Here is a 13,223-nt window from a genome sequence, read left to right as displayed (position 1 = left end):
TAGGAAGTATTATCTCATACGATTAATCTAAAAAGGGTTTCGGATTTCTGCAATTAAAGATTTACTTAAATCATGAAATTTCTGCGCCATTATTAAATGTAAAACGCCATTCGGATGGAGCAGCTTACTTTTTAACACCCGATTTTCAAGTTTCAAGCAATTATTTTTTGATCCATTGAAATTATTTCACTATGTGATGCAATTATTTTCTTTTACCATGCAATTAGTTTTTATCTGCCTTGCCCCCTTTACAAAAGGCTGTTTTCGCAAACTTTGTTGTTTTTGAACAAGGGGGTTGATTTCCACTACAGGATGCTCGCTTTCCGCGGGGCGGGCGCTGAGCCTCCTCGGCTTCGCCTGTGGGATCTCACCTGATCGAAAAGCGGAGGACGGTGCTTTTCAAGATAAGATCCATCAAAAAGCTGAATGATGATCTTTTTTAATTAGAGGCAAAACGCTAAAAGAAAAGCAGACACCTGACCGGCATAAGACTAGCGGCAGTAAAAGGCCGACTTTGCCTTTTAATGGCGATTTGGCTTATGACCGAAGGTGTCAGTCCGGAGCTGGACAATACCCGCTGCTCCCGCAGGAGTCTCGCACCTTACGTTCCAATCAACCTGTTTAACAATAGGGTAGGTTCACCGAACTATTAAAAACCACAATCTTTTAGAAAAGAGCCTTACAAAAAGAGGACTTGGGCTGAAATAAAAGATATTCATAGTTGGCTTAAAAAAGCAATTTCACTATCCCTTTCCATCAGCGGCCAGCCTTGTAAGTCCTTTATCCGGAGCATGTGCTTTTAAATTGGATAGAGTTTACTCCGTTTCCAAAGGGGTATACAAACATTGAACATATATTATACAAGGAGGAGAAAAATGAAAACATTAAATCTGGCAGCTCTTATATTGTTAATTATCGGCGGACTTAATTGGCTGTTGGTAGGGTTATTTCAGTTCGATCTTGTTGCTTCCATCTTCGGCGGACAAGATTCAATACTTGCAAGGATTATATATGTAATAGTAGGTCTTTGTGCTTTGTATTCATTTAAGTTCCTTTCCAGAGTTAAAGAACCAGATCGGTCATATGCAGACTAATGCTGAAAAGACCATTCATCTAGATAAATGTATTGTTAATATCTATACTAAAACTAAATAATTTTGAACTAAAACAGCCTCTTCTTAATGAAGAAGGCTGTTTTCAATTGCGTCACTAAATGAAATATATTGTAAGATGTATACCAAATACGATTACTTATTGAATATCATTACTAAGCTACACCTGTAAATGACCTTATTTACTACCAAAAATAACCCGATAAAGTAAATTTTTTACAACAACAAGTTGTTGTGATAAAAAAGGGCAACACCAACTTAAATATTCCCATTAATTTTAAATACCTAAAACGGAGATATACTCGTTATCTTTACTCTCTTTGTCTATCCAAGATTGAAATTCAGTAATTACTTTCACCAAATAATCTAAGTTATTATTTCGATTTCCTAACATATATTTCTCAGTGATCTCTAAATACGCGTATTCAATATGCTTCTTCAAATCTTCAGGGTTTGGATTGGTTGTCAAAAATATTTTAAGATTCTCTAGTTCTGCCAGGATTAACTTCCAAGTCTCCCTGTTTATTTCGCTTATGCCCCATAGAGAATATTTTTTGTAATGTTTTTCAATTGCCTTTGAAAAATAGATAAAGGTTTGATCTGTAAAGAAAATTGAACCTTCGCCCCAATTTCCCGGTTTTATTTCAACGTAACAGTTCCTTTCAAATTTTCTAACTCATAAATTATTTCAATACGTTTCCCCATAATTCCCCCCCCAATTATTACAACCTAAAACCGTTTACTTCTTTAAATTCGTCTAGTTTCTTTAATTTTCATATTCCACTAACTGCCCCTGGAATGAATTAAAAAAGAGCTGCCTGAGCAACCCAGTTTTCCAAAACTAACGCACCCTTTAACAAGGAACAAAATAATTAATCCGATCTTGTCCAAATCACACATTGTACACGAGGCTACATAATAAACTTTAGTCGATTATTACTTACACAATAAGTTATACAGTTTTTTTCTCCACTTCCCTTGGGGGAGTATAGCTAAGACTGCTTTTCTTGACTTAGTAAGGTTTAAGGACTCAGTATGGAAGTTCTGGCAATTGAACCACTGTGTAACCTCCTTCGACCCTTTTGAGCCCCAAGGTTCCAGAAGATTACACAATAAATCTGTGTAACTTTTGCCCTTTCTGAACATAAAAAGCTGCCATAACCTTTATCAGTGAATTACACTTTGTAATTGTCTATTTTGTTTCCTCATGAACAACCAAATTGCTCCAAGAATCATGAATATGGAAAAGAAAGTGATGGGTACATAATAAAAACTCGATGTGTTTGGAGAGTAATAGCTGATTTGGTGGTACTTTTCAATGGTATCTTCGTAAGACGTTTTATATTCATACTGAACAATCCATCGACCGTTTGCATGGATCACGGTTCCCAGGTCATAATCACTCGGAACAATATGTTCTTTATCTCTTACGATTCCGTCCCTGTCTACTATAATGGAAGATTTTTTGTAATCAATCGGGAAGTGATTCATCGGAGCCATGCTTACTTCTTTGTTATCTTTTAGCCATTCTTCGGAACCTTTAACAGGGAAAACCGCTATCATGTTGATTTTGTCCTGATATCTTTTAAATACGTTTTGTAATTCATTTTTATCTTTCGGTGTAATCTCGCCGCCAGGAGTATCAATGACATCCAATACGTCATACATGATAGCATATCTTTCTAAATGAGATGCCTCCGCCTCTTTTGATTCTTTTTTATATTCCTTCACATTTGCCAGCGAAAACAACAGAGATACGATAGCAGCTACAAAAAAAAGAAGTGCAAATGATAAAACCACATTCGTAAATTTTTTCTGGACTCGAAAGAATTCAGACAGCCCTGAAACAATTTGTTTTTTACCGCCGAAATTCTCAATTGCCATACGAATGGCTTCTTCCTCTGTTTTTCCTTCAAATTTTAACTCTTCCACCGCTTCTATTAAATGAGATCGCATTTCTTGCTTTAAATCATCTAGTTCCTGTTTATCTCCAGAGACATCTTTATACAGAGAATGCACAAACTCATCAATTTTTTTCATATCAAATCTCCCCCTTCTAAAAACGTATCTATGATTTTTTTTACAAATAGCCATTCTTTACGTTTTTCCTCAAGCCCCTTCTCTCCTAAAGGGGTTAGTTTATAGTATTTTCTTCTTCCCCCGGGTCCTTGATCATCCCCCCAATAAGCGGAGATCCACTCATTTTTTTCTAATCGTTTTAATGATAAATAAAGGGTCCCTTCTTTTAATTCAAACTGTTCTTCGCTTTTATCGCGGACTAATTTAGCTAATTCATATCCATACATATCTTTGTTATGTAATAAGGACAGGATGATCGTGTCAATGTGCCCCTTTAAAACTTCTTTGTTAATTTCCATATTTTATCACCTCCAGTTTTACTATAAATTGTATTACCTAATAATGCAAGGTATTCAAATAAATAAAAAAGAACCGTTATAATGGTTCTTCATACACTCTATTGTTTGAAAATATGGTTCATCTATGACTGTTTGTTCTCATGTATAACGAAATTACACAATTTATACAGTTTGGTACAGTTAACAAAATTTAATTTAACATGCTCCATTGCCATTAAAAACTTACACTGTACATCTTCTTTCCAAAAAATACAAATAGCAATTACAAATTTATCATCACTATAAATCTTATAAAAACAAGTGGAGCAAATGCATATTTCGGTGTGCCGAAAATCAAACAAAACAACAGTGGAATTATTAAGGTTAAATTAAAAAAGGCAACCCGATTGATGGTCCCACAAACTTTCTAATGGGGCTGCTATTTTGACATCAGGACACCTGGTAATTTTTCGTATTTAAATAAAATTAACTTAGGCGTAAGCTGAACCTCTTTGGTCTTTTTGTATCCAAATTTCTCGTAAAAATAGTGATTACGAAAACTTAAATAAAGGGTATACAAAGTCCATAATTTCACATTTGGAAATTGTTCTTCTAAAAACTGAATAGCGGCAGTACCAGCTCCATTATTTTGATTGAAAGGAGAAATGAACACTTTACTAATGTGCATACGCTCTTCATTACCTCTTACATCAATAGCACCGATAACTGATTCTCCGTCCAAAATTGTAAAGTGATGATATTTTTTTATATTTTCCTCTAACTTCTCAAATGTTTCACAAGCTGGATTAGTTTCAAAGTCCTCATATTTTTCCAAGTCCTCTTGAAACGATGCTTTTTGGATTGGAAGTAAAATATCTATATCTTCCATTGTTGATTTTCTGAATACCAACGACATAATATATCCTCCTAAATTCCCTTCTGTTTATACCAACATATGCTATTTTTAAGATTAATCAATATAACCCCTCAAAAACTTAGGCTCTTTTCGTAAGCTGTTTTCGAAATGTTTGTATATTTTTAATTTTTATTAGTTTTTACATAATCATTTAAAGTAAGTTTATCTGAAATTTGGTGTTCCCCCAACTTTCATATAGCCAAGCTTTTCATAAAAGTGGTGATTCCTTTTGTTCAAATGCGGGGTATCCAGACTCCATTCAGTTGCTAAAGGAAATTCTTTTTCAATTAACTGCATAATACGAGTCCCAAACCCTTTATTTTGATATTTAATAGATATGAAAATTCTAATAATTCGGTATCTCTCATCTTGTAAATCTCTAATATCATTACCACCGATTATTTCATCTTCTACCCATATCGTATAGTGTAAAAAGAATTCTATCTTTCTAAGCAATCTCTCAAAAGGTTCATTGACTGGATTGGTATCGTGTGATCTTGGTACCTCTCTAAGTCCTCCGAAATGCTTCTTTCTGAATCTCCAAAAGCTGTTGTGCCTCAATTTCTTTTGTTCTTTTTATAGTCAATTCCATTTTTCTTTACCTGCTTTCCACCCGATATAAGAGTTCAGCAACCTACTGCTCCGCCGCCGTATATCCTTACGAGTCCTTCGACTGGTTCTCACAGCAATTCATTTTTTCCCTTTATTAGCGAAGCATGGTTCATTGGATTACCTTCTCAAAATAAGTTTCTCCTCCCTAAGAACCGCCTCAGCAATCCTTTTGGAATTCATTGTTTGAAAATACGGATCATCCTTGGTGTCTCAATGAGATGGCTAGACAATATACAACCATTGGAGGACTTAGGGCTGCCTAAGATACGCTTCTGGTAGCCGAAAATTCCCTTTATACATAAAAAACAGTTTCGCTAAAAATGAAACTGTTTTTGGAATGATTCTATAGTCATATTTCATTTGAGCCCTTGTTAGGTAAATATAAGATCCATTCTTCTACTCTTTGTTATCATTAGATATATCCATATTTTTTCTACCCCTTAAAATAGCTTAATTGCTATTTTACCACTTCTCACTATTGCCCGGAAATTCTCTCCCAAACTACTATGTCCTTTAATTGAGCAAATCCTTTATTTATATTAACATCAAACCCCAAAACCCTTTTCTTTATTTTTGAAAACTAAAAATTTTAGAAAACAGGCAATTAAAAAGACCACAGTTTTTATAATTCCATACCCCTTTATCTTAGTGAGGCTGCTCTGTAAGATAAGGAAAGAGTCTCCGGCGTGTGTACACTTGAAAGTTTTTCCCGTGGATTTCTCCCTTCGCAACCGGCAGAGCCATAATCCTATGAACTCTGAAATGATAAAGCCGGCAAGGCCTCCTTGCCGGCTCAAAAGAAATTCAAATCGGTTTTAGGGCTTTAGAGAATTTCCTTCTTCCACAATATGGTGCAGCAGGTGCCCTAAATGATGCATAGGACCATATTCCTGTTCGTCTCCTTCTTCTTCCTCATCTTCAGGTTCCTGACCGCTTAAGAATAACGCCATAAACTCATAAAAGTCTTGTAACGAGAAGGAGTAGTAAGCACTTGGAGATTCATTGTCTCCTTCAAATTGGATCATGAGGTGTGAGACATCTCCGTCGATATCTTCTGCATCCATAAAAATGAAGTAGCCAATGTTGGTGTCTAAATCAAACAGATGTCTGGCTCCGCCCTCAGTTGCTTGATCGAATTCGGTATCATCCAGTTTTTGAATCTGCATAGTATCTACATTATCTTCTTGATGAAAGCTGACTACAAAAGATTTCATGGTTATCCTCCCTTTCGTCTCCTTAAAAGATGAATACCTTTGTAACATACCCTAAATTTTCCGCTTTTATTGCAAGTTGAGGTATTTCTCCGTTTCTAAAGGATTCTTTACATTTGAAAACACGTGGTTTCTTAAAGATCCCAGTATGCACTTGAAAAAATCAGCATACATTTCAATATCGTTCTGGTGTTTAGCCTGCTGGAATATGATCTTTGGATGACAATTCTGATAGAGTTTTGAGGTATAATACGATATGAAAGAGTTAATAGGAGATGAAGCAATGGTTAAAGAGTTATTTTGTTCCGCATCTAAAGTTGTCCATACAGATCTTGTTCTTCCAAATGATACAAATAATCATAATACTCTTTTTGGCGGAGTTTTAATGAAGAAGATGGATGCAGTAGCTGCCATTGCATCCAGAAGGCATTCCCGTAGAGAAGTAGTCACGGCTTCTACAGATTCTGTCGATTTTTTAGGGCCGGTGTATCCGGACGATTCACTTTGTTTAGAAGCTTACGTAAGTTATACGGGCAGAACATCGATGGAAGTGTTTGTGAAGGCGATTGCCGAGGATCTCGGAACAGGTTTCAGACGAATTGCCGCTACAGCATTTTTGACCTTTGTCGCACTGGATGAAAATGGAGTTCCCTGCTCTGTTCCTGCAGTCATTCCTCAGACCGAGGAAGAAAAGAAATTGCATGAGACCGGTGAAGACCGCGCCAAAATCCGTAAAATGAGACGGATTAACAGCAAGGAGCTTGCCGATTTTATTAAAGTGGATAAACCCTGGACTTAGAAAAGCGGAAAGCGGTGCCTTCCTAAATAATTACTTATAGTGCACACCCTGATGCAGAAAGCATGTTCACCATTCCAAGTCCAAAGGAAGGCAGAGACCCGACAAGCATAAGACGAGCAGGCCGTGAGAAGCGCTTTTTCTTCTCATGGACTGATTGGCTTATGACTCGAGGGTCTCAGCTTGGAGCTGGACAACAAGAAAAGCGGAGGACCGTGCTTTTCTTTGTGTTCCATTAAAAGCAGAAATGATTATCCGTTTATTTGAACAAAAAGTACTTAGAGGAAAAGCAGACGCCTGATATCCCAGACTCGCAAATTGACGGTCTGACAGCGATCCATGAGTCTTATGTATCGCTTATAGAGCCCTGGAGTTGGGCATTTCTGAAATATTTATACAAAATCCCCCTGACGGCTTGTCAGAGGGTTTTTACGTTGCTTTGACCTAAGATTAGCTTCTGCGATAACTCAGGATAGTCAATAAACGGATTTCGATTTCCCTGAATTTCTTGAATAGCAGCATTTCTATGTTTTTCATAGAGGCTCACAGGATATTGTTCGTCCCATTTTTTCAGGACTTCCAAATCCATTTTGTCATCTAAGGAAATAATTCCTTTATATCTGATATAAAAGTAAAATACAGCACGCGCTGCAATTCCTTTTCCGTATTCTGGCTCGAACTTCCCTTCTTCTGCCATGCCGCAGCCACTGCGGATAATTAGGGCCGATGGCGAATAAGAAGGGAAATCATAATAGGGTGAATTTCCCCGGCTGGAGTTACAGGTTGGCTCACAGGCGAATAGATGATGAAGATCCCCCCTCATGGGCTCACCCTTTTTAAACCAGGACTGCGGAACCACATGTTCACAGTTAAACTTTAGTTCCTGGGATAAAACTGTAGTTTCACCCTGTTCGATTCTCGAAAGTATGTTTAAATCATCTTCTATGACCTGCAAAGGATCCATTGCTTGTCCTGAATACAGGCTTTTTAATTGGCCGTTTTCCTGAATGTCCACCCAGGGATACACATAGCGGTGAGGGGAATATGGCAGCTGATGTGTATGGGTGGCTTCGATTAACCCGCGTAGCTTTTCAGCTAGATCTTGGTCTTCAAAAGAGATTTGTGCATAGTAAGCTTCCTTAGTATTCTTATCCTTTTGTTCGTCATAGTAGGGTTTTTCCTGACATGCATATAAGGTGGCTTTGGCATCCATCCATTCCTTGCGGCCGCCTTCTTCACCGTTCATGACAAGCTTACCAGCTGTGCAGAAACTTTCTCTGTGAAAATATCTCTTAAATGTTCAATCGCAGTTAAGTAAAGCAGCCCATTTCCTTCAAGCCTTGGTGAATGGCCTAGAGGAATGGTCCGTTTGATAAGCTGTGCGTAGAGTTCAGGTTCGGTAAGGTTCCTGCCGAAGTTTTCATTTGCCATCACCTTGATGAGGGCCAATGCCCCGGAAACATGTGGAGCAGACATGGATGTTCCACTCAGCTTTGCGTACTTTCCGCCCAGATAGGTTGATATGATTCCTTCACCTGGTGCAACCAGGTCTACTTCATTATTGGAATTTGTAAAATCTGAGGATCTTCGTTCTAAATTAATCGCCCCGACACTGATTACTTCATTATAACAGGCCGGGTAACCTAATTCGTCTGTCTTATCGTTTCCGTCTCCTTCATTGCCGGCCGCACAGACGACCAGTATGTTACTCTGTACTGCCATTTTTATTGCTTCATGTAAACCTGGGTCATCTGAAGGCCCCCCTAAGGACATGGAAATAATATCTGCTTTCTGTTCGATCGCATACAAAATTCCATTTTTGATCCATTCATACTGCCCGGAGCCGTTCTTATCCAATACTTTGACGATCAGCAGATCTGCTTCAGGGGCAGCGCCGATGACGCCTGTTTGATTTAGTGAAGCAGCTATGGTCCCTGCCACATGTGTTCCATGGCCATTGTAATCTTGATATATATTCTGGCTGCCGCCGTCATCTTTTGTAAAGTTTCTGCCGCCCTTTATTCTCTCTTTTATATCGGGATGGGAAATGTCACAGCCGGTATCAAGCACTGCAATTGTCATACCTTTTCCTTTAGTATGCTCCCACATTTTTGGCGCCTGGATCAGTTCTATTCCTTTGGGTACTTCTCCAACCTCTTCCACATGCTCCACGAATTTGAACGGAATCACTCGGACAACTTGCTCCATTGCATTTCCTCCTTAAGAATAAATGATCCTTCATATAGAATTGAAGGTATGACAAAGTTCAGCGGAAAGTTCCGCTTGGGGAAATTTAGAGCGGATTCTTGGGGTGCTCCTATATTTTAACAATATCCGTATCCCTTAAACAGTTCCGGAAGAAGGATTATTTCTACATTTTTTTTCTTTACATCCATCAAAAGTTTCATTTCCCCAAAAAATATGTCAGTTTTTGACTGGAATTATTTACAGCGATTCTTTAGGGGTAAAAATGTTAAATAGAGAAATGATATGAATTGATATTCCTTGATTGAATATCGATGCCTTGCCAATCCTTCCAGATGGGGTGATTAGATGAGTTACAGGGACCATTTAGACTCTCATTCAAAGCTATTTCACCATAATTGGACAAGACCGAAACGTTCTAAGTCTCAAGTTAATGGACATACTGCCATGTCACAGACCAACATTATCTTAAGAAGCAACGCTAAGGCGCACCGCTGGTAAGGGCGAGTAAAGCAAAAAAAGACGCGGGAGCGTCTTTTTTTTTAGGCTGTTTTCGCGAACTTTATTGTAAATGAAGCAGGGGTTGATTGGAACATGAGGATGCTCGCTTCCGCGGGGCGGGCGCTGAGCCTCCTTCGCTTCGCCTGTGGGGTCTCACCTGATCGAAAAGCGGAGGACGGTGCTTTTCAAGAAAAGATCCATCCAAAACTGAATGATGATCTTTTTGCTGCTCCAGCAGGAGTCTCGCACCTTACGTTCCAAGCAACAAGTTTAACAATTGGGTGGGTCATAGAAAATTATAAAAAATACAACAATCTTTTAGAATACAGCTTTTTTATGGAAAATCATTTTCTGGCCGCAGCCGTTTCCTGAACCAGCAGATCTTCTAAATATGAAAGAAGCTGCATACGGAGCTCTGGTCTTTTAAGACCCACCTCTGTAATTGCTTTTATATACCCAAGCTTATCTCCTATGTCAAACCGTTTGCCATTAAGCTCGAGTGCTAACAGCTGCTCTTCTTTTTTAGCCTCCCGCAAAGCATCTGTCAGCTGAATTTCGTTTCCCGCCCCTCTGGCAGTCCGCTCAAGAATAGGAAAGATAGAAGGTTTCAATATGTAGCGCCCCATTACGGCAATATTAGATGGCGCTTCTGATATGGAAGGTTTTTCGACTAAATCCCGTATGGTATACAACGTATTTCTTTTAATTCCCGGACGAATGATTCCATATTTAGAAACCTCTGAAGGTTCAACCTGTTGAACCCCGATTACCTGCCTGTCGAAAGACTCATAAGCATCTATCAGCTGTTTCAATGCCGGAGTTTCAGAAACCATGATATCATCGCCAAGGAGAACAGCAAATGGTTCATTCCCGACAAATGCCTGTGCACAAAGGATTGCATGGCCCAGTCCGAGGGGTTCCTTTTGGCGTATATAATGAATATGCGCCAGTGAGGAAATCTGCTTCACCTGCTCGAGCATATCATATTTCTCTTTTGATTCAAGTAGCTGTTCAAGCTCTGCAGATTTATCGAAATGATCTTCAATGGACTTCTTGTTGCGCCCGGTCACGAAAATGATACTTTCAATGCCTGATTGGACTGCCTCTTCCACGATATATTGTACGGCCGGTTTATCAACAATAGGCAGCATTTCCTTAGGCTGAGCTTTCGTAGCCGGTAAAAAACGAGTGCCAAGCCCTGCTACAGGGATGACCGCTTTTTTCACTTTCATTGTGCTTCCCTGCTTTCTGTTTGGGATCGTCTAACTGAACCATACATGTATGCTTGCTTCAATCTATATAGCCCAATATATTCAAAAAGGCACATCAAAATTCTCTTTCCGTCTTATAAACATCTTCTTTACCACCTATGTAAAAATTAAATGATAAACCCCTTGTAAACCGATTTGAAAGCCGCTATAATCTTTACAAACTTATACAAATAAAATTAATGATGAAGAGAGTAGCAGAGTTTATGATCCAAGCGAACCGGGGCAGGTGTAAGCCCGGTATCAGACCTTTGTGAAGCGCACTTCTAAAATGCGTAAGCCGGGGGAAGATCCTCGTTAAAAAGATAAGTGGTTCATTATGAACAAGTAGAGTGGCACCGCGGGTATATCTCGTCTCTTATATAGAGACGGGATTTTTTTATTTTTATAAACGAAAAATCTATGGGAGGTTTCCTTATGAATTACCGGAAAATGCTGGCTGAACATATATCGACCAGACTGCAGCTCGAAATACCGACAGACGAAATCTTGAATTTAATCGAAGCACCAAAATTCCCTGAACATGGTGATCTTGCCTTCCCCTGTTTTCGATTGGCTAAAAGCATGCGTAAACCTCCAGCTGAGATTGCCCGGCAGCTCTCAGGGCAGCTCCAAGGCGATTTATTTGAAAAAGTTTCCCCTGCTGGCCCTTATGTCAATTTTTTTCTAAACAAGGCTAAAGTGAGCTATGATGTTATTTCAGAAATTATCTCTAAAAAAGACCGATACGGCGAACTTATGATTGGCAGCGGACAAAATGTTCCTATTGATATGTCCTCACCTAATATCGCCAAGCCTTTTTCCATGGGACACCTGCGTTCTACCGTGATAGGGAATGCAATAGCTAACATTTTACAGAAGTGCGGCTATACCCCGGTAAGAATAAATCATCTCGGTGACTGGGGAACACAATTCGGGAAGCTGATTACTGCCTATACAGCCTGGGGTGACGAAAAAAAGGTAACAGAAAATCCTATTAAAGAACTATTAAAGCTTTATGTTGAATTTCACGAAAAAGCTGAAGATAATCCCGGGCTCGAACAGCAGGGCCGAGATTGGTTCAAGAAATTAGAGGACGGCGATGATGCTGCCCTCCATCTATGGCAATGGTTCCGGGATGAGTCATTAAAGGAATTTAACAAAATCTATGATCTTCTGGATGTGCGTTTTGACTCCTACCATGGCGAAGCCTTTTATAATGACAAAATGGAGGATGTTGTCAAAATGATAGAAGCCAAAGGCCTTCTTGAAGAGGACCAGGGCGCAATGGTTGTTAAGCTTGATGAAGAAAGTCTTCCTCCCTCTCTGATCAAGAAATCTGACGGAGCAACTCTATATGTAACCAGAGACCTGGCTGCAGCCATTTACCGTCATAGGATGTATGACTTTGCACAGGCTGTATACGTAGTCGGCGGCGAACAAACTCTTCACTTTAAACAACTGAAGCTCGTCCTAAAGAAGCTCGGTATGGAATGGGCAGACACAATCGTCCACGTCCCCTTCGGCATGATATTAAAAGATGGCAAAAAAATGTCCACCCGGAAAGGGAAATTGGTGCTCCTTGAGGAAGTTCTTGCGGAATCGATACACCTTGCAGAAACCAATATACTTCATAAAAATCCTAATCTTAAAAATAAGGCCGAAGTAGCCCGCCAGGTTGGAGTCGGGGCAGTCATCTTCCACGATCTGCGCCATGAACGCATGAATAACATCGAGTTTTCACTTGAAGAAATGCTTAAATTCGAAGGAGAAACAGGGCCGTATCTTCAATATACTCATGCCCGGGCCTGCTCAATCCTAAGAAAAGCAGAGACTTTCTCACAAGCAGACTTTACTGAAGGATTGAACGACCTACTGAGCTGGGAAGTAATAAAACGGCTCATAGACTTTCCAAAATCAATTGAACGTGCCTGCCTTAACTATGAACCTTCGGTAATTTCCAAGTATTTAATCGACCTGGCCCAGTCATTCAACAGCTATTATGGAAATGTCCGCATCCTCGAGGAAAACCCGGAGTTGAGTGCAAGACTGCAGTTAGTTGAAGCTGTGGCAATTGTACTTAAAGAAGGTCTGAATCTCCTTGGCCTTGCCGCACCTGCAGAAATGTAGATAAAAGAAGCTGAACTTTTTAGAGTCAGCTTCTTTTTGTATTATGTGTGTGGATTTAGGAATACTGGCGCTGTGATGGGCCCTTACGAAAACTTTGCTGACTATCTGGGTAACCTTCTTTTTCAAACCTGACCTT

The 13,223-nt window shown here is 39.3% G+C and carries 13 protein-coding genes and 1 other annotated feature; of the genes, 5 read left to right on the top strand and 8 right to left on the bottom strand.

What is annotated here, in order from left to right; translation table 11 throughout:
- The first annotated feature begins 875 nt into the window (after window positions 1-875).
- Window positions 876-1,094 (top strand): DUF378 domain-containing protein, encoded by a 219-nt coding sequence (locus tag CUU66_RS07030; protein WP_101640966.1) that lies wholly within the window; start codon window positions 876-878, stop codon window positions 1,092-1,094.
- A 1,185-nt stretch (window positions 1,095-2,279) separates the two neighbouring features.
- Here CUU66_RS07030 and CUU66_RS07025 read toward each other — a convergent pair.
- The 5 genes from CUU66_RS07025 to CUU66_RS07000 all read right to left on the bottom strand — a co-directional run bounded on the left by CUU66_RS07025 (window position 2,280) and on the right by CUU66_RS07000 (window position 6,211).
- Window positions 2,280-3,152 (bottom strand): permease prefix domain 1-containing protein, encoded by an 873-nt coding sequence (locus CUU66_RS07025; RefSeq protein WP_101640965.1) that lies wholly within the window; start codon window positions 3,150-3,152, stop codon window positions 2,280-2,282.
- Window positions 3,149-3,490, bottom strand: coding sequence for a PadR family transcriptional regulator (locus CUU66_RS07020; protein ID WP_101640964.1), 342 nt, complete (start codon window positions 3,488-3,490; stop codon window positions 3,149-3,151). The genes CUU66_RS07025 and CUU66_RS07020 overlap by 4 nt, the downstream gene beginning before the upstream one ends.
- 418 nt (window positions 3,491-3,908) lie before the next feature.
- A complete protein-coding gene (locus CUU66_RS07015) occupies window positions 3,909-4,385 on the bottom strand; it encodes a GNAT family N-acetyltransferase (protein ID WP_101640963.1) in 477 nt (158 codons plus the stop codon).
- Between the two features lie 162 nt (window positions 4,386-4,547).
- Window positions 4,548-4,946, bottom strand: a complete 399-nt coding sequence (locus CUU66_RS07010) for a GNAT family N-acetyltransferase (protein WP_101640962.1) — start codon at window positions 4,944-4,946, stop codon at window positions 4,548-4,550.
- A gap of 866 nt (window positions 4,947-5,812) precedes the next feature.
- On the bottom strand, window positions 5,813-6,211 hold the full coding sequence (locus tag CUU66_RS07000) for a cytosolic protein (RefSeq protein WP_101640960.1): 399 nt from the start codon (window positions 6,209-6,211) through the stop codon (window positions 5,813-5,815).
- A gap of 253 nt (window positions 6,212-6,464) precedes the next feature.
- Between CUU66_RS07000 and CUU66_RS06995 the strand changes: the two genes are divergently transcribed.
- A complete protein-coding gene (locus CUU66_RS06995) occupies window positions 6,465-7,007 on the top strand; it encodes an acyl-CoA thioesterase (protein WP_257967924.1) in 543 nt (180 codons plus the stop codon).
- 415 nt (window positions 7,008-7,422) lie between these two features.
- On the opposite strand, the gene CUU66_RS06990 is transcribed toward CUU66_RS06995, so the two are convergent.
- Together CUU66_RS06990 and CUU66_RS06985 are read right to left on the bottom strand one after the other, a co-directional pair.
- Complete coding sequence (locus CUU66_RS06990) at window positions 7,423-8,250, bottom strand: endonuclease I family protein (RefSeq protein ID WP_101640958.1); 828 nt, start codon at window positions 8,248-8,250, stop codon at window positions 7,423-7,425.
- Complete coding sequence (locus tag CUU66_RS06985) at window positions 8,247-9,212, bottom strand: S8 family peptidase (RefSeq protein ID WP_101640957.1); 966 nt, start codon at window positions 9,210-9,212, stop codon at window positions 8,247-8,249. The genes CUU66_RS06990 and CUU66_RS06985 overlap by 4 nt, the downstream gene beginning before the upstream one ends.
- 345 nt (window positions 9,213-9,557) lie before the next feature.
- On the opposite strand from CUU66_RS06985, the gene CUU66_RS06980 reads away from it, so the two are divergent.
- Entirely contained in the window at window positions 9,558-9,710 is a 153-nt protein-coding gene (locus CUU66_RS06980; RefSeq protein WP_101640956.1) for a YpzG family protein, read from the top strand.
- A gap of 93 nt (window positions 9,711-9,803) precedes the next feature.
- Window positions 9,804-10,082: a hypothetical protein gene (locus tag CUU66_RS06975; RefSeq protein WP_101640955.1), complete on the top strand. Its 279-nt coding sequence runs from the start codon at window positions 9,804-9,806 to the stop codon at window positions 10,080-10,082.
- Here CUU66_RS06975 and galU read toward each other — a convergent pair.
- Entirely contained in the window at window positions 10,055-10,942 is an 888-nt protein-coding gene (galU, locus tag CUU66_RS06970; RefSeq protein ID WP_101640954.1) for a UTP--glucose-1-phosphate uridylyltransferase GalU, read from the bottom strand. The genes CUU66_RS06975 and galU overlap by 28 nt on opposite strands.
- A 209-nt stretch (window positions 10,943-11,151) precedes the next feature.
- Window positions 11,152-11,340, top strand: a binding site (T-box leader).
- A 55-nt stretch (window positions 11,341-11,395) separates the two neighbouring features.
- Here galU and argS point away from each other — a divergent pair.
- Complete coding sequence (argS, locus tag CUU66_RS06965; RefSeq protein ID WP_101640953.1) at window positions 11,396-13,087, top strand: arginine--tRNA ligase; 1,692 nt, start codon at window positions 11,396-11,398, stop codon at window positions 13,085-13,087.
- Window positions 13,088-13,223: the final 136 nt, after the last annotated feature.

Origin of the sequence: Peribacillus deserti, assembly GCF_002863585.1 — a bacterium.
GTDB classification, from domain to species: Bacteria; Bacillota; Bacilli; order Bacillales; family DSM-1321; genus Paraperibacillus; species Paraperibacillus deserti_A.
The sequence above is the reverse complement of the archived record's forward strand: the minus strand, read 5'-3'. Positions and strand labels throughout refer to the sequence as shown.